The organism is Shewanella profunda (assembly GCF_023283765.1).
Lineage (GTDB): Bacteria > Pseudomonadota > Gammaproteobacteria > Enterobacterales > Shewanellaceae > Shewanella > Shewanella profunda.
Genome location: NZ_JAKILG010000006.1, coordinates 136,174 through 154,855 on the forward strand (window position 1 = coordinate 136,174; position 18,682 = coordinate 154,855).

The 18,682-nt window shown below is 42.7% G+C and carries 17 protein-coding genes and 1 pseudogene; 17 read left to right on the forward strand and 1 reads right to left on the reverse strand.

The features are described from left to right. Positions 1-39 precede the first annotated feature (39 nt). The 17 genes from tsaE to L2744_RS05445 all read left to right on the forward strand — a co-directional run bounded on the left by tsaE (position 40) and on the right by L2744_RS05445 (position 18,573). Entirely contained in the window at positions 40-498 is a 459-nt protein-coding gene (gene tsaE / locus L2744_RS05370; RefSeq protein WP_248990938.1) for a tRNA (adenosine(37)-N6)-threonylcarbamoyltransferase complex ATPase subunit type 1 TsaE, read from the forward strand. A gap of 8 nt (positions 499-506) precedes the next feature. Then, positions 507-1,919 (forward strand): N-acetylmuramoyl-L-alanine amidase, encoded by a 1,413-nt coding sequence (locus L2744_RS05375; RefSeq protein ID WP_248990939.1) that lies wholly within the window; start codon positions 507-509, stop codon positions 1,917-1,919. Between the two features lie 13 nt (positions 1,920-1,932). Then, complete coding sequence (gene mutL, locus L2744_RS05380; RefSeq protein WP_248990940.1) at positions 1,933-3,846, forward strand: DNA mismatch repair endonuclease MutL; 1,914 nt, start codon at positions 1,933-1,935, stop codon at positions 3,844-3,846. Between the two features lie 3 nt (positions 3,847-3,849). After that, complete coding sequence (gene miaA, locus L2744_RS05385) at positions 3,850-4,776, forward strand: tRNA (adenosine(37)-N6)-dimethylallyltransferase MiaA (RefSeq protein ID WP_248990941.1); 927 nt, start codon at positions 3,850-3,852, stop codon at positions 4,774-4,776. A 90-nt stretch (positions 4,777-4,866) separates the two neighbouring features. Continuing rightward, entirely contained in the window at positions 4,867-5,139 is a 273-nt protein-coding gene (gene hfq / locus L2744_RS05390; RefSeq protein WP_011788042.1) for an RNA chaperone Hfq, read from the forward strand. Between the two features lie 23 nt (positions 5,140-5,162). Beyond that, positions 5,163-6,470 (forward strand): ribosome rescue GTPase HflX, encoded by a 1,308-nt coding sequence (gene hflX / locus L2744_RS05395; protein ID WP_248990942.1) that lies wholly within the window; start codon positions 5,163-5,165, stop codon positions 6,468-6,470. A gap of 36 nt (positions 6,471-6,506) precedes the next feature. Next, positions 6,507-7,649, forward strand: a complete 1,143-nt coding sequence (gene hflK, locus L2744_RS05400; protein WP_248990943.1) for an FtsH protease activity modulator HflK — start codon at positions 6,507-6,509, stop codon at positions 7,647-7,649. A 3-nt stretch (positions 7,650-7,652) separates the two neighbouring features. Further along, positions 7,653-8,546, forward strand: a complete 894-nt coding sequence (hflC, locus tag L2744_RS05405; protein WP_248990944.1) for a protease modulator HflC — start codon at positions 7,653-7,655, stop codon at positions 8,544-8,546. Between the two features lie 367 nt (positions 8,547-8,913). After that, positions 8,914-9,504, forward strand: a complete 591-nt coding sequence (petA, locus tag L2744_RS05410) for a ubiquinol-cytochrome c reductase iron-sulfur subunit (protein ID WP_248990945.1) — start codon at positions 8,914-8,916, stop codon at positions 9,502-9,504. Further along, positions 9,504-10,718, forward strand: a complete 1,215-nt coding sequence (locus L2744_RS05415) for a cytochrome b (RefSeq protein WP_115017094.1) — start codon at positions 9,504-9,506, stop codon at positions 10,716-10,718. Before petA ends, L2744_RS05415 begins: the two co-directional genes overlap by 1 nt. Further along, the gene (locus L2744_RS05420; protein WP_248990946.1) at positions 10,718-11,413 is read left to right on the forward strand and encodes a cytochrome c1; all 696 of its coding nucleotides are present in this window, start codon (positions 10,718-10,720) and stop codon (positions 11,411-11,413) included. Before L2744_RS05415 ends, L2744_RS05420 begins: the two co-directional genes overlap by 1 nt. A gap of 96 nt (positions 11,414-11,509) precedes the next feature. Continuing rightward, positions 11,510-12,139, forward strand: a complete 630-nt coding sequence (gene sspA, locus L2744_RS05425) for a stringent starvation protein SspA (RefSeq protein ID WP_011788049.1) — start codon at positions 11,510-11,512, stop codon at positions 12,137-12,139. Continuing rightward, positions 12,139-12,576 (forward strand): ClpXP protease specificity-enhancing factor, encoded by a 438-nt coding sequence (locus tag L2744_RS05430; protein WP_248990947.1) that lies wholly within the window; start codon positions 12,139-12,141, stop codon positions 12,574-12,576. Before sspA ends, L2744_RS05430 begins: the two co-directional genes overlap by 1 nt. A 1,316-nt stretch (positions 12,577-13,892) precedes the next feature. After that, a complete protein-coding gene (locus L2744_RS05435) occupies positions 13,893-15,425 on the forward strand; it encodes a flavocytochrome c (protein ID WP_248990948.1) in 1,533 nt (510 codons plus the stop codon). A 55-nt stretch (positions 15,426-15,480) separates the two neighbouring features. Then, complete coding sequence (locus tag L2744_RS05440) at positions 15,481-16,683, forward strand: DcaP family trimeric outer membrane transporter (protein WP_248990949.1); 1,203 nt, start codon at positions 15,481-15,483, stop codon at positions 16,681-16,683. 78 nt (positions 16,684-16,761) lie between these two features. Beyond that, on the forward strand, positions 16,762-17,055 hold the full coding sequence (locus L2744_RS21715; protein ID WP_376711935.1) for a cytochrome c3 family protein: 294 nt from the start codon (positions 16,762-16,764) through the stop codon (positions 17,053-17,055). A 168-nt stretch (positions 17,056-17,223) separates the two neighbouring features. After that, positions 17,224-18,573 carry a sigma-54-dependent Fis family transcriptional regulator gene (locus L2744_RS05445; protein WP_312018320.1) on the forward strand — a complete coding sequence of 450 codons (1,350 nt, stop codon included), beginning with the start codon at positions 17,224-17,226 and terminating at the stop codon, positions 18,571-18,573. Between the two features lie 12 nt (positions 18,574-18,585). Here L2744_RS05445 and L2744_RS05450 read toward each other — a convergent pair. Next, a pseudogene (locus L2744_RS05450) lies at positions 18,586-18,682 on the reverse strand (IS982 family transposase); the annotation flags it as partial.

Genomic DNA, 18,682 nt, shown 5'->3' on the forward strand with positions numbered 1-18,682 from the left:
TTGCCTCCTCCATCAATAACAGCAGTGATATAAGCGGAAATGACAGAGTTAACCTTTTTCTTAGATAATGAAGACGACACTATTGCGGTAGGGCAAAAACTGGCTCGCCATATTCAAGCGCCGTTAACTCTGTATTTAACGGGTGATTTAGGCGCAGGAAAAACGACATTGAGTCGCGGGTTAATTCAAGGACTTGGCCATCAAGGTGCTGTAAAAAGTCCTACATACACGCTAGTTGAACCTTATGAACTTGACGGTGTCGAAGTTTATCATTTTGATTTATATCGCCTAAACGATCCTGAAGAACTGGAGTTTATGGGGATCCGCGATTACTTTTCTGATAAGAGTCTTTGCATAGTGGAATGGCCAGATAAAGGGGAAGGTTTGTTGCCAGATGCCGATATGCATTTGCATTTGAGTTATGTAAATTCGGGTCGTGAAATCCAAATCCAAGCCCTGTCTGAATCAGGTGAAAAGTTATTAGCCGCGATAAAATAAAAACAACAATGACTAAAAATAATCATTATTTTCATCTTATTACTCTTTTTTTGTGCACTTTTTTTACTGTATCAGCCCACGGGGCAAATCGGTTAGAAGGTGTGCGTATTTGGGCTGCACCTGAATCTACCCGTGTGGTGTTTGATCTCAGTGAAGCGCCCAACTACACCTATTTCTCAATAGAAGGGCCTAATCGTTTAGTGGTCGACCTTAAAAAGACCTCAACCAAACTCAGCCTTAAAAATCTCGATAATAACAGTAAGCTCGTTAAAGGGGTGCGCATCAGTAAATCTCCAACGAAAGGTGATTTACGTCTGGTGATTGACCTTGTTAAGCCGCTCAATGCTAACTTGTTTTCACTACCCGTTACCGCTCCCTATGGTAATCGTCTCGTGGTTGACCTTGAGGATAAAACCGTGACAACGGCACCACCTGTAGTGAGTTCAAGCCCAGTAAAAAGATCCGTCAATCAAAGCGTGCAATCTTCCCGTGATATTGTGATTGCTATCGATGCTGGACATGGTGGCGATGACCCCGGCTCAATTGGTCCATCAGGTCTCTATGAGAAAAAAGTCGTATTCGAAATATCTAAGCGCCTTGCTAGTAAAATCAATGATACACCTGGAATGCGTGCCATTATGATCCGCAGTGGTGATTACTTTGTTAACTTAAACAAGCGCTCTGAGCTTGCCCGCAATAGTAAGGCGGATCTGCTGATTTCTATCCATGCGGATGCTTTTACTTCGCCCAATCCCCGTGGGGCGTCTGTGTGGGTATTGTCGATGCGTCGTGCTAACAGTGAAATTGGTCGCTGGTTGGAGCAAAAAGAAAAGCACTCTGAGCTACTTGGTGGTGCGGGCGAGATTATCCAGAATACCGATAACGAACAATATCTTGCGATGACACTACTCGATATGTCCATGAATAGTTCCATGGCTATTGGTCATGCTGTTGCGGGTGATATTCTCAAGGATTTAGGTGCTGTGACTGTGTTACATAAAAATCGGCCTGAGTCGGCCAGTTTTGCTGTGTTGAAGTCACCCGATATACCATCGATTCTGGTTGAAACTGGCTTTATCTCTAATCCTAAGGAAGAGCGACTATTATCCAGTCGTCAGCATCAGGAAAGTATCGCCACCGCCATTTATAAAGGGGTGAACCGATATTTCCACAATAATGCGCCAGCAGATACACTGATAGCTAAACAAAATAATACTAGGTCGAGTTCTATATCTGCAGGAACAAGTTCAAAATCTAGTGCTAAATCTTCTGGAACAGTGAAGCATAAAGTTACCCGAGGTGAATCACTTTCAGCCATTGCACAGCGTTATCAAGTCCCCATGGCGAGTATTAAACGTGCTAACGGGATGAAAACTGACGTTGTGCAGTTAGGGCAGACGCTCGTCATTCCAGAGAGTTAAAATGAGGAAATCTATGGGCATTCAGATCTTACCACCGCAATTAGCTAACCAAATTGCCGCGGGTGAAGTGGTTGAAAGACCTGCCTCAGTGGTTAAAGAACTGGTTGAGAATAGTCTCGATGCGGGTGCGACACGAGTCGATATAGAAATCGATAAGGGCGGCAGTAAGCTGATTAAAATTCGTGATAATGGCTCAGGTATTCCTAAGGAAGAGTTGGCCTTGGCCTTGTCGCGCCACGCGACTTCAAAGTTACATTCATTAGATGATCTTGAGGCCATACTCAGTTTTGGATTTCGTGGCGAAGCACTCGCGAGTATAAGCTCCGTTTCACGATTGACCTTAACTTCACGCACGCAAGAACAAACCGAAGCATGGCAAGCCTATGCTGAAGGCGTCGATATGGCGGTTAAAGTCATGCCAGCGGCGCATCCAGTGGGGTCCACGATTGAAGTGGTTGATTTATTTTTTAATACCCCAGCAAGACGCCGCTTTTTAAAGAGTGATAAAACCGAATTCACCCACATTGACGAGTGGTTAAAGCGTATTGCCTTAGTGCGTGGTGATATCCATTTTACCTTGACTCATAATGGTAAAACCGTGCGTAACTATCGCCCTGCCGTGAGCGAAGCACAGTACTTACAGCGTCTGATACAAGTTTCAGGGCGGCAGTTTGCTGAGCAAGCTTTAAAAATTGAGTGTCAACACGATGATTTGCGACTAAGCGGTTATTTGCAATCACCTTGGTCGCCAGTATTAACGGACACCCACTATTTTTATGTGAATGGCCGCTTAATTCGCGATCGTTTGGTGAATCATGCTGTACGCCAGGCTTTTGCACGCAAAGCCGAGATTGAACAACCCGGTTATGTGTTGATGCTAGAGATTGATCCCCATCAGGTAGATGTGAATGTGCATCCAGCCAAGCATGAGGTTCGATTTCATCAGAGCCGTTATGTTCATGATTATATTTTACAAGCGCTACAATCTGCCCTCGAAGAGGCTGGAGAACTCAGTCCGACTAAAAACGGCAATTCAACCGAAACTGAAGATGTGTTTGGTGATGCGCAGTTCTCCAAAGAGATTGAACCATCAGTGTCATTTGAGCTTGAGAACGTAAGTGATCAAAGTGACATTATTGAGCGTACTCATAACGCGAGTCATGCTACTACTTATGAAGGTCGATTAGCTGAGTATTCCCAAGAGCAAACCGTGGAGCCAGAGCGTGCAGGCTTTGGTATCCAGACGAATGCTTTTGGCAGTATGGCACAACCAAGGGATAGCCATCGAAGCAGTTTCTCTGGTGGTGAAGCCCGGCAACGCACTGAGTTACCGTCAAAGGCGGCAATAGCGAGTTATGGCGCTTTATTGCAAACGCCGTCTTATAACGTAAAAGATACAGATTATCAGCCAGTAGTATCTATGCCACCTATCCTAGATGGCCAGTATTGGGTAATAACAGAAGCAAATCATCTTAGTCTCTTGCCCATAAAATCAGTAGCATTGGCGACTCGCTCCCAAGAGATAGAAGCTAAGCTTGCAACGGGTCTGATTGGTCAACCATTATTAATGCCGGTGTCGGTTGTCGCCGATGCAGATTGGCAATCATTACTGGATGAAAATGACCCATTAATACGCCAAATAGGCTTAGAACTTACAATTCGTTACCAGCAGTTGATAATTAAAAAAGTGCCCCCATATCTGAGGGACACCCAATTAGCGAAGGTGATACCTGAGTGGTTACAATCGCTACGTTTTGAGACGCCATCGCCTAATGCACTGGCTAGTTGGCTGGCAAAACAGAGTTTAATTGGATTCGTGTCGGCACCAGAAATCTGGGCGGCATTTTCCTTGTTAACTGATGAAAAAAGACAGCATATTGCCAATCAAGCGATATCTTTACCTTGGCAGTCATGGTTAGAAGAGTAATAAGTGAATAAAGAATTGCTGCCGAAAGTGTTATTTCTTATGGGGCCAACCGCCTCAGGGAAAACGGCTTTAGCACTAGAATTAGCTGAAAACCATAACTGTGAGATTATCTCTGTTGATTCGGCATTGATTTATCGCGGTATGGATATTGGCAGTGCGAAACCTTCTGCCGAAGAGTTAGCACGGGGGCCGCACAGATTGATCGATATTCGTGATCCCAGCGAAAGCTATTCTGCCGCCGATTTTAGAGCAGATGCTTTAGCTGAGATTGAACAAATTATTAGCATGGGAAAAACGCCAGTACTTGTCGGCGGAACCATGATGTACTTTAAGGCATTATTAGAAGGATTATCGCCACTCCCGAGTGCAAATGAAGCCATTCGTGCGCAAATTCTGGCAGAGGCTGATGCGAAAGGATGGGAAACATTGCATGACCAATTACGGGATATTGATCCCGTGTCGGCAGAAAGAATTCATCCTAATGATCCACAAAGGCTTTCAAGAGCGCTGGAAGTCTATAGAATAAGCGGCAAGAGTCTAACAGAGCTGACACAGACTAAGTCAGCACCTTTACCTTACGATGTGGTGCAATTTGCCATTGCTCCCCGTGAGCGCAAAGTATTACACGACTTAATTGCACAGCGTTTTCGCACAATGTTACAGCAAGGTTTTATTGGCGAAGTGACCCAGCTAAAGGCGAGGGGAGACTTACATTTAGATTTGCCATCAATGCGTTGCGTAGGTTATCGACAATGTTGGCAATATCTCGATGGAGAGTTCGACTATGATACTATGGTCGAAAAAGCAGTTGCAGCTACTAGGCAATTAGCGAAGCGTCAATTAACATGGTTGCGTAGTTGGCCAGAGTTGAATTGGCTTGAAAGTGGTGCTGAGGGGAATTTAGTTACACTTATGCGTCATTGCCGCTAGCTTATTAGCCCTTGCTGTATAATACTAAAACTAAACAAAAAACTTCACTGATATAGATTTATTTTTATAAATTAAAAAGGAAATAATAAAATGGCTAAGGGGCAATCTTTACAAGACCCATTTTTGAACGCACTACGCCGCGAGCGCGTTCCTGTATCAATTTACTTAGTAAACGGCATTAAACTCCAAGGACAGGTAGAGTCGTTTGATCAATTTGTCATTCTGTTGAAAAACACAGTGAGCCAAATGGTTTACAAACACGCTATTTCTACTGTTGTTCCTGCTCGCCCATTCAATGTCACTGGTCACCAAAATGCCCAGGGTGGATATGGTCCGCAAGATGATGTGCCTAGTGGCGAATAAGCGTTATTTGAGGAGTTTGCTTCTTGTTTGATCGTTATGAGGCGGGAGAGACAGCGGTTCTTGTCCATATCGACTTTTCCGATGAGGAACGCCGAGAAGACTTAGTCGAACTGCAGCTATTAGTTGAATCAGCGGGTGCCCGCTCTGTCGGGGTCATTACTGGAAGTCGACGCTCTCCAGATCGCAAGTTTTTTGTGGGATCTGGAAAAGCCGAAGAATTAGCCGCACTTGTGGCTGCTACTGAGGCTAATGTGGTTATTTTCAATCACGCATTGACCCCAGCTCAAGAGCGTAATCTTGAACAAGTGTGCCAGTGTCGTGTACTCGATCGAACGACGCTTATTCTCGATATTTTCGCCCAGCGTGCACGGACCCACGAAGGTAAGTTGCAGGTGGAGCTAGCGCAATTGCGCCATATGTCGACTCGTCTTGTGCGTGGTTGGACTCACCTTGAGCGCCAAAAAGGTGGGATTGGTTTACGGGGCCCAGGTGAAACTCAGCTTGAAACCGATAGACGCCTTCTCAGGGGCCGCATTAAAAATATCAATAAACGCCTAGAGCGGGTTGATAAGCAACGTGAGCAGAGCCGCCGTGCGCGTAAACGCAGCGAAATGCCAACAGTGTCATTAGTAGGATACACAAACGCGGGTAAATCTACGCTATTTAATGCGTTAACCTCATCCGACGTTTATGCCGCTGATCAGCTATTTGCTACGCTCGATCCCACGTTGAGAAAGTTAGATTTACCCGATGGTGCCGTTATTTTAGCGGATACCGTTGGATTTATTCGTCATTTGCCACATGATCTCGTTGCCGCTTTTAAGGCAACATTGCAAGAGACTCGTCAGGCCGAGCTATTACTGCATATTGTTGATTGTGCAGATGAAAATATGACGGATAATTTTGAACAAGTGCAATCTGTGTTGAAAGACATCGAAGCCGATGAGGTTATGCAACTAATCGTGTGTAACAAAATCGATTTACTCGAAGATGTTACACCTCGAATTGAGTATGATGATCAAGACAAACCCGTTCGGGTTTGGGTTTCAGCACAGAAGCGTTTGGGATTTGATTTGCTGTTGAAAGCGATTACCGAGCTTATCGGTAAGGTGATTAGAGAGCTTACACTTAGAATTCCGGCAACTGCTGGACATTATCTTGGCCAGTTTTATCGACTGGATGCGATACAGCAGAAAGAGTACGACGATCTGGGGAACTGTATTTTGTCTGTTCGTTTATCGGACGCCGATTGGCGCCGATTAGCTAAACAGAGTCAGGGTGAGTTAGAAGCCTTTATCTTCGATGCGTCGATAGAAAAGGATGTTTGTTAATAATCTAATTTATTTCATCCACTTATGGAGTGCTAAATGGCTTGGAATGAGCCCGGTAACAAGGGTAATGATCCTTGGGGAAATAAAGGTGGTAACGACAAAGGACCACCGGACCTTGATGAGGTTTTTCGTAATCTTTCAAAGCGCTTTGGCGGCAAAGGAACTGGCTCAGGCCAATCTTTTAGTTCGCTAAGCTTAATCATCATACTTGCCATTGCTTTAGCTGTTTGGGGACTCTCGGGTTTTTATACAATTAAAGAGGCCGAGCGTGGTGTGGCATTGCGCTTTGGTAAACACATTGGTGAGATTGGTCCTGGTCTTCATTGGAAAGCGACTTTTATCGACCAGATTTATCCCGTCGACATTCAATCGGTTCGCTCTATTCCTGCGTCTGGTAGTATGCTGACTTCCGATGAAAACGTCGTGAAGGTAGAGCTGGATGTACAGTATCGAATTTTAGATGCTTATTCATACCTATTCAGTGCAGTCGATGCGAATGCCAGCTTACGTGAAGCAACAGATAGCGCTCTGCGTTATGTGATTGGTCACAACAAAATGGACGATATTTTGACTACGGGCCGTGATGCTATTCGCCGCGACACGTGGAAAGAATTAGAACGCATTCTTGAGCCGTACAAATTGGGTCTCTCGGTTGTTGATGTCAACTTCTTGCCAGCGCGTCCGCCTGAAGAAGTAAAAGACGCCTTCGATGACGCGATATCAGCCCAAGAGGATGAACAGCGCTTTATCCGTGAAGCTGAAGCCTATGCTCGTGAAATTGAACCTAAAGCTCGTGGTGAAGTTGAACGTATGGCACAACAGGCTAACGCTTACAAAGAGCGTGAAGTGTTAGAAGCTCGCGGTAAAGTGGCTCGTTTTGAGTTGCTGTTACCTGAGTATCAAGCTTCACCTGAGGTAACTCGTAAACGTTTATATCTCGATACTATGCAGCAAGTGATGACGGATACAAACAAAGTACTTATCGATGCCAAGAACAATGGCAACTTGATGTACTTACCGTTAGATAAGCTAATGAAAGATAAGCCTGCGACACCTGAACTTGAGCCTAAACCTCAACAGAACGTCAATTCTTCATCTGTATCAGCGACTCGCATTAGTAGTGAGCCTTTGAGTGGACGTCCGTCCCGCGATGATCGTACTCGCCAAGGGAGGGATTAATCCATGGGTAGATTAGGTATTATTCTTATCGCCGTACTCTTAGGTATTGGTTTGTCATCTTTGATGGTGGTGAATGAGGGCGAGCGCGCTATCGTAGCGCGTTTCGGGGAAATTTTAAAAGACGACGTTGATGGCAAGCAAGTCACCCGCGTCTACGATCCCGGTTTGCATATCAAAGTGCCTGTGATCGATAAAGTAAAATTACTCGATGCTCGTATTCAAACACTTGACGGTGCAGCTGATCGTTTTGTTACCTCAGAGAAGAAAGATCTGATGGTTGATTCCTACGTTAAGTGGCGCATTTATGATTTCGAAAAATACTACTTGTCCACAAATGGTGGTATTAAAGCGAATGCTGAATCGCTATTACAACGTAAGATAAACAACGATTTACGTACCGAATTTGGTCGCCGTACGATCAAAGAGATTGTTTCTGGCAAGCGCGATGAGTTGCAGAATGATGCGCTCGCAAATGCTTCTGAAAGTGCAAAAGACTTAGGTATTCAAGTTGTTGACGTACGTGTAAAGCAAATTAATTTGCCTGCAAACGTCAGTAACAGTATCTATCAACGTATGCGTGCTGAACGTCAGGCTGTGGCAAAAGAGCATAGAGCACAGGGTAAAGAGCAATCTGAAATTATCCGTGCGACAATTGATGCTAATGTCACAGTTAAGATTGCTGAAGCTGAACGTAAAGCGCTAACTATTCGCGGTGAAGGTGATGCATTAGCCGCTAAGATTTACGCTGATGCTTATAATAAAGATGCTGAATTCTTTGGTTTTGTACGTAGTTTAGAGGCTTATCGTGCTAGCTTCTCGGGTAATTCAGATATCATGGTGTTAGAACCTGATAGCGAGTTCTTCAAATATATGAAGAGCACATCACCTAAGAAGTAATATAGTTTAAAGCTTTTTGAATAGGCTCTGTATTGCAGAGCCTATTTTTTTATCTAAAGGCTATTGGTTGGGATAAAAAGTGGGGATTGATTCATATTAGCAATGCATCCTTTATGCCGTTATCGAGGATGACATGCTCAAAATATCTTTCACATGGATTAAAATAGGTTAATAGTTGTGCTTTTTTTGAACTTTTTTTAAAAAACACGCAATCTCCCTAACTTACTTGCGTCTTTTCACTATGATCTGGTTCTAATTTTTAGCTATAATGAGCCCCGCTTCAAACTTCGATTTTTGCCCATGGTGATGACCCGGGCGGAAAGTCTTTGAAAAACAAAAATTCCAACACCCTCTGGGAGATAAGTGGATGAGCAATGCGCCAGTCGATACCGGACGTCGCAGATTCCTGACAGCCGCAACCGCCGTAGTAGGTGGTGCTGGTGCCGTCGCTGTAGCGGTTCCTTTCATCAAGTCATGGAATCCGAGTGCCAAAGCGAAAGCTGCAGGTGCACCGGTCGAAGTAAATATCAGTAAAGTAGAGCCAGGTCAGCTGATCCGTGTTGAGTGGCGTGGAAAACCTGTATGGGTTGTCCGTCGCACAGAAGCTGTGCTCAATGCACTGCCTAAACATGATGATAAGTTAAGAGATCCAGCCTCTGCAGAAATGCAGCAGCCTGACTATGCAACCAATCCTCTGCGTTCAATTAAGCCAGAGTATTTTATTGCTGTCGGTATTTGTACACACTTAGGATGTTCGCCTACTTACTTACCAGATTCGTTTGGTGAGCAAGTTGAAGGTGTTACTTCAGGTTTCTTCTGTCCATGTCATGGCTCTAAGTTCGATATGGCTGGTCGCGTTTTCCAAGGCGTGCCTGCTCCATTGAACCTAGTTGTCCCTCCACATCAATATGTTGATGGTGGCACCGTGATTATCGGTGTAGATAAAGGAGTGGCGTAATGGTTAAGAATTTAATTAATTGGATTGATGCTCGTATTCCAATGACGGCCACTTATAACCGTCATGTGGGTCAATATGCTACGCCAACTAACTTTAACTTTTGGTATTTCTTTGGCTCGCTGGCGATGTTGGTATTGGTTAACCAATTACTAACGGGTATCTGGTTAACCATGAACTACGTACCAACAGCAGAAGGCGCATTCGCTTCTGTTGAATACATCATGCGTGACGTTGAATATGGTTGGTTGCTGCGTTATATGCACTCAACGGGTGCTTCAGCGTTCTTCGTCGTGATCTATCTTCACATGTTCCGTGGTTTAATTTACGGTTCATATCAGAAGCCTAGGGAACTACTGTGGCTATTCGGTATGTTGATTTTCCTCGTGTTGATGGCTGAAGCCTTTATGGGTTACTTGCTACCATGGGGTCAAATGTCATATTGGGGCGCGCAGGTCATTATTTCTCTGTTTGGTGCTATTCCTGTTATTGGTGACGACTTAACCCTGTGGATCCGTGGTGACTTCGTTATCTCTGGTGCGACACTGAACCGTTTCTTCGCGCTGCATGTTATCGCACTGCCGTTAGTGTTAGTGGTACTCGTGTTCTTGCATTTAATTGCACTGCACGAAGTGGGTTCGAATAACCCTGACGGTATCGAAATCAAGAAGAACAAAGATGAGAATGGCTGGCCTGTAGATGGTATTCCATTCCACCCATACTACACAGTAAAAGACATCATGGGTGTTGCAGGCTTCCTGATAGTGTTCTGTTATGTGTTGTTCTTTATGCCAGAAGGTGGTGGTTACTTCCTTGAAAAGCCAAACTTTGAAGCGGCCAACTCAATGAAAACCCCTGTGCACATTGCACCCGTATGGTACTTCACTCCTTTCTACGCCATTTTACGTGCGGTACCCGATAAACTGGGCGGCGTAGTGATGATGGGGCTGTCGATTGCAGTGCTGTTCGTATTGCCTTGGTTAGATCGCTGTAAGGTGAAGTCAGTTCGTTATCGTAGCACGTTACACAAGCTGAACATTGCACAATTTGCTATCTCTTTCATTGTGTTAGGTTACTTAGGTGTTGTTCCTGCAACGCCGACGCTGACGATAGTTGCACAAATATTTACTGTTACTTATTTTGGTTTCTTCTTGGCGCTGTGGTTATACAGTAAAAATGAAAAGACTAAACCTGTTCCAGCGAGGTTGACACACTAATGAAAAAATTATTGATTGCATTAGTTACCTTGTTGCCGACGTTGGCTATGGCCGCGACCGAACAAGTGCATTTAGAAAGTGCTAATATTGATTTGCATGATAAAGCTTCCCTAGAACGTGGTGTGGACCTGTTCCAACATTACTGTTCAGGTTGCCATAGCACTCAATATCAGCGTTATGAGCGTGTAGCGACCGATATTGGTATCTCAGCCGATGATATGCGTAATAAGTATATGTTTACCGATGCAAAAATTGGTGAGCTGATGCAAAGCGCTATTCCAGCTAAAGATGCGGCTAAATGGTTTGGTGCTACTCCACCTGATTTAACCTTAGTTGCTCGTGTTCGTGGCGAAGATTGGGTCTATTCATACTTAAAGGGTTTTTATAAAGATCCTAGTCGTCCGTTTGGCGTGAATAACACAGTATTCCCATCTGTGGGTATGCCCCATGTACTCGAAGAGTTACAAGGCACACCTGTTAAGCAAGAAGATGGCAGTATTGTGGTCACTGGCGGTAAATTGAACGCAGAAGAATACGATCAAGCGGTACGTGATATCACGGGCTTCTTAGTCTATTCGGCAGAACCCGTTAAGTTAGAGCGTGAAGCACTAGGTTGGTGGGTACTCGGATTCCTATTTATATTCTTTATTGTGGCCTACCTCTTGAAGAAAGAGTATTGGAAAGATGTACACTAGGCACCAATAACGGGTAAAATGTAATATCCGCATAGTGTAAACGGGGGGCTTTGCCCCTCGTTTACTTTTGTTTTATTTCGATTCTGGAGGGTATCAATGGCTGTTGCTGCCAACAAACGCTCTATCATGACACTGTTTTCAGGTGCTGATGATCTGTATAGCCATCAAGTACGTATCGTGTTAGCTGAGAAAGGGGTTACTGTTGATGTTTTACAGGTCGACCCTAATGAAATGCCTGAGGATTTGCTCGAAGTAAATCCATATAACTCAGTGCCTACTTTGGTAGACCGTGAACTCGTTTTGTACGAATCACGCATTATCATGGAATATTTGGATGAGCGTTTCCCTCATCCTCCTTTAATGCCAGTCTATCCGGTATCACGCGGCCAGAGCCGTTTAATGATGCACCGCATCGATACTGACTGGTATGCGCTGGTTGATCGCATTCGCAAAGGCGATCGCGCTGAAGCCGCTCGTAAAGAGTTGACTGAAAGCTTGGTTGCTATTGCCCCTGTGTTTGGCGAAGTGCCTTACTTCATGAGTGAAGAGTTTGGCTTAGCGGATTGCTATCTTGGCCCACTATTGTGGCGCTTGCCTGTTTTAGGGATTGAGTTAGATAGCCGCGTAGCGAAAGACATCAAAGCGTATATGACACGTATTTTTGAACGTGAGTCGTTTAAAGCTTCATTAACTGAAGCGGAACGCGAAATGCGTATGGGCATGTAATGAAATCTTTGACTCCAAATCGTCCTTATTTACTCAGGGCTTACTACGATTGGTTGATGGATAACCAATTAACTCCTCACGTTGTGGTGGATGCCTTTGTTAAAGGCACCCAAGTACCACAGCAGTATGTGAAGGATGGCCAGATAGTGTTAAACATCGCTGCTGGCGCAGTGGGCAATTTGCAAATTAGCAATGAGTTTGTGGAGTTCAATGCACGCTTTGGCGGCGTACCTCAACAGGTATTACTGCCAATGGCGTCGATTGTTGCTATTTATGCCCGTGAAAATGGTGCTGGTACTGTTTTCGATGTTGAAGATGCGTATCTGATGGAAGATGAAGTCGAATCAGTCTTATCTGTTGTTGATACAACTGATAAACCAACGGATCCGACGGATCAGCCTCCTAACCGCCGTAGTCACTTAACTGTTGTAAAGTAGTTAGATTGCAATAATTTATAGCAGTTAGATTAAGTTTAAAAATGAAGCCAGTCATATGACTGGCTTTTTTGTATCTGTATTAAAAACCTTATATTACCGAATAGGGATCCAGAGGTATTGAAATTCAGTATTTACCAATCACATTCAATAGCTAATCAGTTCAAAGCTACTCGGGCATTCCAATCCAAGGAACATTGACGCAGAAATGGAGTTAATACAGCACAAGGGGAAAATGCCTGAGAAGCTCCCCCCTTGGGCAGTTGATGTTAATGATATGGCACACGTTTTAAACCGCATTAATGGCTTTAAACAGACGACTAAATAGATTAAGGAGGTAGGACGAAGCAGGGTGTCAGAGCCGAGTACCACCATGGCTTTAAGTCTTCTCCTCGCCTAAAGCACTTTGAACTCCCGCTGAATGAACAGATATTTAATGCGATATTTTACCTACTATGGGATTACTTCTCGTTAGCCAGATTTTTATTTGAAAGCAAATTTGGTTGGAAATTAATTTAATTTCAGCGGGTATTGTAGGCAGTCAAGGTGATATAAATTGTGATTTTTATGCGCTACAGATTTTAACCTATTATGAATGTATCGATTTAGAAATATCTCAAATTTATTACAAGCTATGGTAGTTAATGATGTAGTGGAACTAGTCATTGATATTAATAAGGTGGTGGATACTGCTGTTTTTCTCGTTAAAGTAAGCGTGTGGATGCGTTATTAATAATGAGTTAAATAAAAACACCTGTCACTTAAATAGTTTTTATTTGAATTTATAAATAGTTGTTTTTATCTGAATGTATATGTCGAATAGTCTGTTTAATATCAGGTCTATTATGATTATCTGTTTTTACATTTACTATGTAGGTGTATTTTTTTTGAAAATATAGGTGTGAATATTATCATTTTTAGATGGAGGTTCAGTGGCTATTATGTTAAACGATGGATTTCTGTGCATGTCTAATAGGAAAGATATTGTAGCTCTATATAGAAATACTATCAAAATTGTTGTCACATATTTCATATTTATGTGATGGATATCTTTGTTGGTGTTATTTAATTGGCTTAAATGATATTTTGAACTGTGTCACCTAGAAGTTTTTGTTTTAATTTTTATTTTGATAAAAATTTTCTCATTATAAATTTTTTCACAATATAAATATTTGTTAACTTATTTTAAATCATGCACTTATTGTTATTTTAATGTTGGCATGTTTACTGCCTTTGTTATTTTGTCTCGGATAGATAATTTTTGATTTTCAAGTTAAGAATTAATTACTAATTAAGATTAACAATATTAAGGGGTGAACATGAGCAACAATAAAAATTCCGCACATCTTTCTAGACGTAATTTCCTCAAATTTACTGGTGCAGCAACTGCTACTTCAGGTCTTGCATTGGCAGGTTTAGGAGTGTCGACTGCAGAAGCAACAACTGTCAGTGTTCCGAAGAAGTGGGATGAAATCTACGATGTAGTTGTGGTTGGAAGTGGGTTTGCCGGTTTATCGGCAGCCATTGAAGCTAAGCTTGCTGGTGCAAATGTGATTGTTCTAGAAAAAATGCCTGTACTGGGGGGGAATTCTAGCATTAATGGCGGTGGCATGGCAGTGATGGGAAGTGACATCCAGAAAACCCAAGGTGTAAAAGATTCTGTGGACCTAATGCTAGATGATATGTTTAAAGCTGGTCTAGGTCTAAATTATCCCGTTCAAGCTCGTATGGTAGCAGAAAGAAGTAACGAAGCGTTCGAATGGTGCCGCGATTACCTAGGTGTTAAGTTCAAAGATACATTAGCTCACTTCGGTGGCCATTCAGTTCCTCGTACCCACACTACGACTATTCAGTCTGGCTCAGGTTTTGTTGATCCAATGATTGCTAAATGTGAGGAGCTTGGCGTTAAGATTGAGAAGAAAATTTACGTTAAGCGCCTGATTGTTGATGATAATCGCGTAGTCGGTTTGGAGATTATTCCTAAATACCGTGAAGGAAAAGAAAATTCCACAGATGTGAAATTTTTAAAGGCCAATAAAGGTGTGGTTATGGCTGCAGGAGGATTCGCTGCAGACGTATTGTACCGTACTACTCAAGATCCGCGTCTTGGTTCTGAACTTGATACCACTAACCATAAAGGTGCTACTGCGGAATGTCTGAAAGAGTTAATTCGTGTCGGCGGTAATCCTGTTCAATTGTCTTGGATCCAGCTTGGGCCTTGGGCGTCTCCAGATGAAAAAGGTTTTGGTCTAGCTCCAATCTTTGCTGGTTATGCAGCATATCCCCATGGAATTATGGTTGATCCTGAAACGGGCAAGCGTTTTGTTAACGAATTAGCTGACCGTAAAATTCGTGCAGACGCAATCATTAAAACCGGGCATCCAGCAATTTGTATCGTTGATGAAGTTGGAATGCAGCCTGCTAAGCACGTGGTGGGTAAATTGCTTGAGCGTAATGTTGTTCACAAATTTGACACGATTAAAGAACTCGCTGAATTTTATAAAATTCCTTATGCCGAGCTAGAAGCGCAGGTTAAACGATATAACGACTTCGTCTCAAATAACCAAGATCCTGAATTTGGTAAGCCACTTGAAATGGGGCAGAAATCGATGGCTACAGCACCATTCTATGCAGCCCGTTTTTGGCCTAAGGCTCACCATACTATGGGGGGGATAGAAATTGATACAGAAAGTCGCGTGATTAATATAGAAACCCGCCAACCGATTCCAGGTTTGTTTGCTGCAGGTGAAATCACGGGTGGTACCCATGGAGCATGCCGTTTAGGTACTGTTGCTATTCCTGATTGCATTGTATTTGGCCGTATCGCCGGAACAATGGCTGCGAAGGCTTAATGAATACGCCTAGGGTGATAGCTCTAGGTATTCAATCAATATTTGGAAATTGATTATGAAAACATTAAAAACACAATTTACAACCTTAGCGCTATGCTGTTCTGCAACTTTTCTTTTGGCAGCAACTCAGGCCAATGCCTATGATTTTGAGGTTAATGGTACCAAGTTGACAGTAGGTGGCTATGCTAAGTTGATGATGACCTATGATCACGATGGTACTGTAACCGCGCCTTATAATGGCGATCTTTACAGTGTTTATTCGACACCCATAGATGGTACATCTAATGCTGAATCGAGCGATCTAGATATGACTGCCCGTGAAAGCCGTTTATTCCTTAAGTCTTCTACCGAAACAGAATACGGTACTTTAACTTCTCATATTGAAGGTGACTTTTTCGCAGATATTGATGCTGACGGTCCTACTTGGTCTAACAGCAATGGATTCCGGATCCGTCATGCTTATATGAAGTTACAGAATGGAAGAAGTTCAGTTTTAGCTGGGCAAACATGGAGTAATTTCATGGACTTTGCTGGCATTATGCCATCAATGGACTTCTCTTCTGATCCGGGTAATCCTTTCGTTCGTCAGTCTCAAGTTAAATATCAGTTTGATATTCAATCAGGCCAATATGTATCCGTAAGTATAGAAAACCCAGCATTAGGTATGTGTACTGCGGGGCCTGCAACCTATGTTGATTGTGGTAGTTCTAACCAAGATAGATTACCTGATGTTGTAGTGAAGTATTTTTATGGTAACGAGCTGATTACTTTTTCCCCTAGAGCTGTATTGCGTCGATTTGAAATTGATGGACAATCAGCCTTTGGTTATGGTCTGGCGGCTAATGCTAGCCTTAAAATAGGCGATGAACATAAAGCTGTGTTGGGCGTGATGTATGGTGACGGTATAGGTCGTTATGCTGGATTAGGCTTTAACTCAGGCGCGGGAATTTCTGATACCGGAGATATTGAAACACTTAAATACCAAAGTGTTACCGGTGGTGTGATATTTGCTCTAAGACCCGATTTGCAATTGACAGTTGGAGCTGGATACTCCGAGCAGGATGAAGATGGTTATGCATTAGGGGTATTAAACCCTATAGCGAATAAAACCGCTTTCTCTTGGCACAGCAATGTTTATTGGGATATCACTAAAGATTTACAATATGCTGTTGGTGTTATGGCTGGTAAGGTTGAAAATATGGTCGGTGATGAAGGGGATATGACTCGCTTTCAAACCTATATTAGGTATTCATTCTAATCCTTTTAACAAAATTTATTACGACTAATTGGATAAATGATGATGAAACTAATAGATAAGTTAGCAATCATGGCTGCAATGTTAGTATGCACAAATGCCATAGCCGCTAATGAAATAAGACTCCACCATAAAGAGGCTGGATTAAAGTGTAATAGCTGTCATATCAATAAACCCTTTGATTCAGTTGAGATGGAACAATGTCTTACTTGCCACAAACTACCTGAAAAAAAGACGGATTATCATGGAGCGCCTGATAAACATGACTCACCACATTATGGTATAACGCTAGAGTGTGAGAATTGTCATAGAGAACATAGCGAATCAGAAGATTACTGTGCTAATTGTCATGATTTTAATTTTAAAGTTCCCTAGCAATAAATAATTTACTATTTGAACTTATTTTTTGATATTTCTGGCACTTATTAAATTAAGTGTCAGAAATTTTTTATTTAAATTAAAAATTTTAATTGAGGGGGGTCATAGTAAAAAAGATTAAAGTTAGTTAATATTTAGTTGCGGTTGTAAATAAGGGGAGTGCAAGTGTTTACATCGGAATTAGATTTGAGAGAACTGTTGTCATTTAAACCTCGCGGAGGGGCGATGAGTTTTTTAGGGCAACGAATATATTTAACTGATCTTTTTTCCCACGGTTTACAGCGGATGGAACTTTGCCGGACATTGGGAGTTGATGTTACAAAGTCTATCATTATACGTTCAGGTTTTGCTAAAGGCTGGTTGATTGCTGAACGGCTAAAACGGCAGATGCCGGATGCTTGGGCCGAAGCTCGCAATGGTAAATTAGGGCCATTACTCTGTTCAATGTATGGTTTTGGCGAGGTGCTTAGTAGTAAACGCCGTGACGGTATCAAAGAAAAACCTTTGGTTGAAACCTATTTTATTGGGCTGTATGAAGCTGAACAACATCTACGATTGAGCGGGATTTCTGACGAAGTTGTATGTTGGGAGCAGATCGGGTTTGCCAGTGGCTATGTTTCTAATGTTGAAGGCCGTACAGTTTATTTTATTGAAGATGAATGTAAGGCTAGGGGGGATGATTATTGCCATCTTCGCGGTAATTATCTAGAAGAGTGGGGAGATGAAATTACGCCATTTTTGCCATTTTACGGCAATATCAGTAATGAATCAGTCGAGTGCCAGCTCTACGATGCTCTTAAGTGGGATGAGTCATTACCTAAGTCGATGCAAGACAGAATTAACTACACCCTAAAGTTAGGTAACCCTGAGGAGGGTTATCCAGTTTCTAGTAGTTATGCAATGCAGGCTCTTTTAGATATGGCGGCCAATGTGGCCAAAGTTCCTACTTCGGTGCTAGTGACGGGTGAAAGTGGTGTCGGTAAAGAGAAGCTTGTTAAATTTATCCATGACAATTCTCCCCGTAAAAATAAACCTTTTATTGCAATTAACTGCGGTGCATTGGCTGAAAACTTATTAGAAAACGAATTATTCGGCCATGCTAAAGGCGCTTATACTGGCGCAGATAGCACCCATATAGGGTTAATCGAGAGTGCTAACGGCGGTACCTTGTTTCTGGATGAAGTTGGAGAATTATCCCCTCAAATGCAGGTAAAACTCTTACGTGTCCTGCAGGAAAAAGAACTGCGTAAAATTGGGGATAATAAAACGATTAAAGTAGATATTCGAGTGTTATCTGCAACCAATAAGAATCTGGAGCATGCCGTTGAATTAGGTGAGTTTCGTCAGGATCTATATTATCGATTGAAAGTAATTGAGTTGGTGATTCCTCCGCTCAGAGAGCGTCGGGAGGATATTTTACCGTTATGTCGTTATTTTTTGAACTGCTTTAATCAGTCACATGGTAAAGAATATACAGGTTTTAGCCATAAGACTGCTGATCTACTTCTTAGTTAACCTGAGATCGGTTTAACAAGCCATAACTGCAATAGCATTAAACTCTGCGTTAGTGATGTTCAGTTGTGGCTTATTGTCTTTCAATTGATAGGCGATAAGTCCCGCAATC

What these genes read in the sequence shown, in the direction of transcription:
- L2744_RS05420 (WP_248990946.1), top strand. Translation starts at nt 10,718, where the DNA reads ATGAAAAAATTATTGATTGCATTAGTTACCTTGTTGCCGACGTTGGCT.
- L2744_RS05430 (WP_248990947.1), top strand. Translation starts at nt 12,139, where the DNA reads ATGAAATCTTTGACTCCAAATCGTCCTTATTTACTCAGGGCTTACTAC.
- L2744_RS05440 (WP_248990949.1), top strand. Translation starts at nt 15,481, where the DNA reads ATGAAAACATTAAAAACACAATTTACAACCTTAGCGCTATGCTGTTCT.
- hflK (WP_248990943.1), top strand. Translation starts at nt 6,507, where the DNA reads ATGGCTTGGAATGAGCCCGGTAACAAGGGTAATGATCCTTGGGGAAAT.
- tsaE (WP_248990938.1), top strand. Translation starts at nt 40, where the DNA reads ATGACAGAGTTAACCTTTTTCTTAGATAATGAAGACGACACTATTGCG.
- hflC (WP_248990944.1), top strand. Translation starts at nt 7,653, where the DNA reads ATGGGTAGATTAGGTATTATTCTTATCGCCGTACTCTTAGGTATTGGT.
- sspA (WP_011788049.1), top strand. Translation starts at nt 11,510, where the DNA reads ATGGCTGTTGCTGCCAACAAACGCTCTATCATGACACTGTTTTCAGGT.
- hfq (WP_011788042.1), top strand. Translation starts at nt 4,867, where the DNA reads ATGGCTAAGGGGCAATCTTTACAAGACCCATTTTTGAACGCACTACGC.
- L2744_RS05435 (WP_248990948.1), top strand. Translation starts at nt 13,893, where the DNA reads ATGAGCAACAATAAAAATTCCGCACATCTTTCTAGACGTAATTTCCTC.
- L2744_RS05375 (WP_248990939.1), top strand. Translation starts at nt 507, where the DNA reads ATGACTAAAAATAATCATTATTTTCATCTTATTACTCTTTTTTTGTGC.
- petA (WP_248990945.1), top strand. Translation starts at nt 8,914, where the DNA reads ATGAGCAATGCGCCAGTCGATACCGGACGTCGCAGATTCCTGACAGCC.
- mutL (WP_248990940.1), top strand. Translation starts at nt 1,933, where the DNA reads ATGGGCATTCAGATCTTACCACCGCAATTAGCTAACCAAATTGCCGCG.
- L2744_RS21715 (WP_376711935.1), top strand. Translation starts at nt 16,762, where the DNA reads ATGTTAGTATGCACAAATGCCATAGCCGCTAATGAAATAAGACTCCAC.
- L2744_RS05415 (WP_115017094.1), top strand. Translation starts at nt 9,504, where the DNA reads ATGGTTAAGAATTTAATTAATTGGATTGATGCTCGTATTCCAATGACG.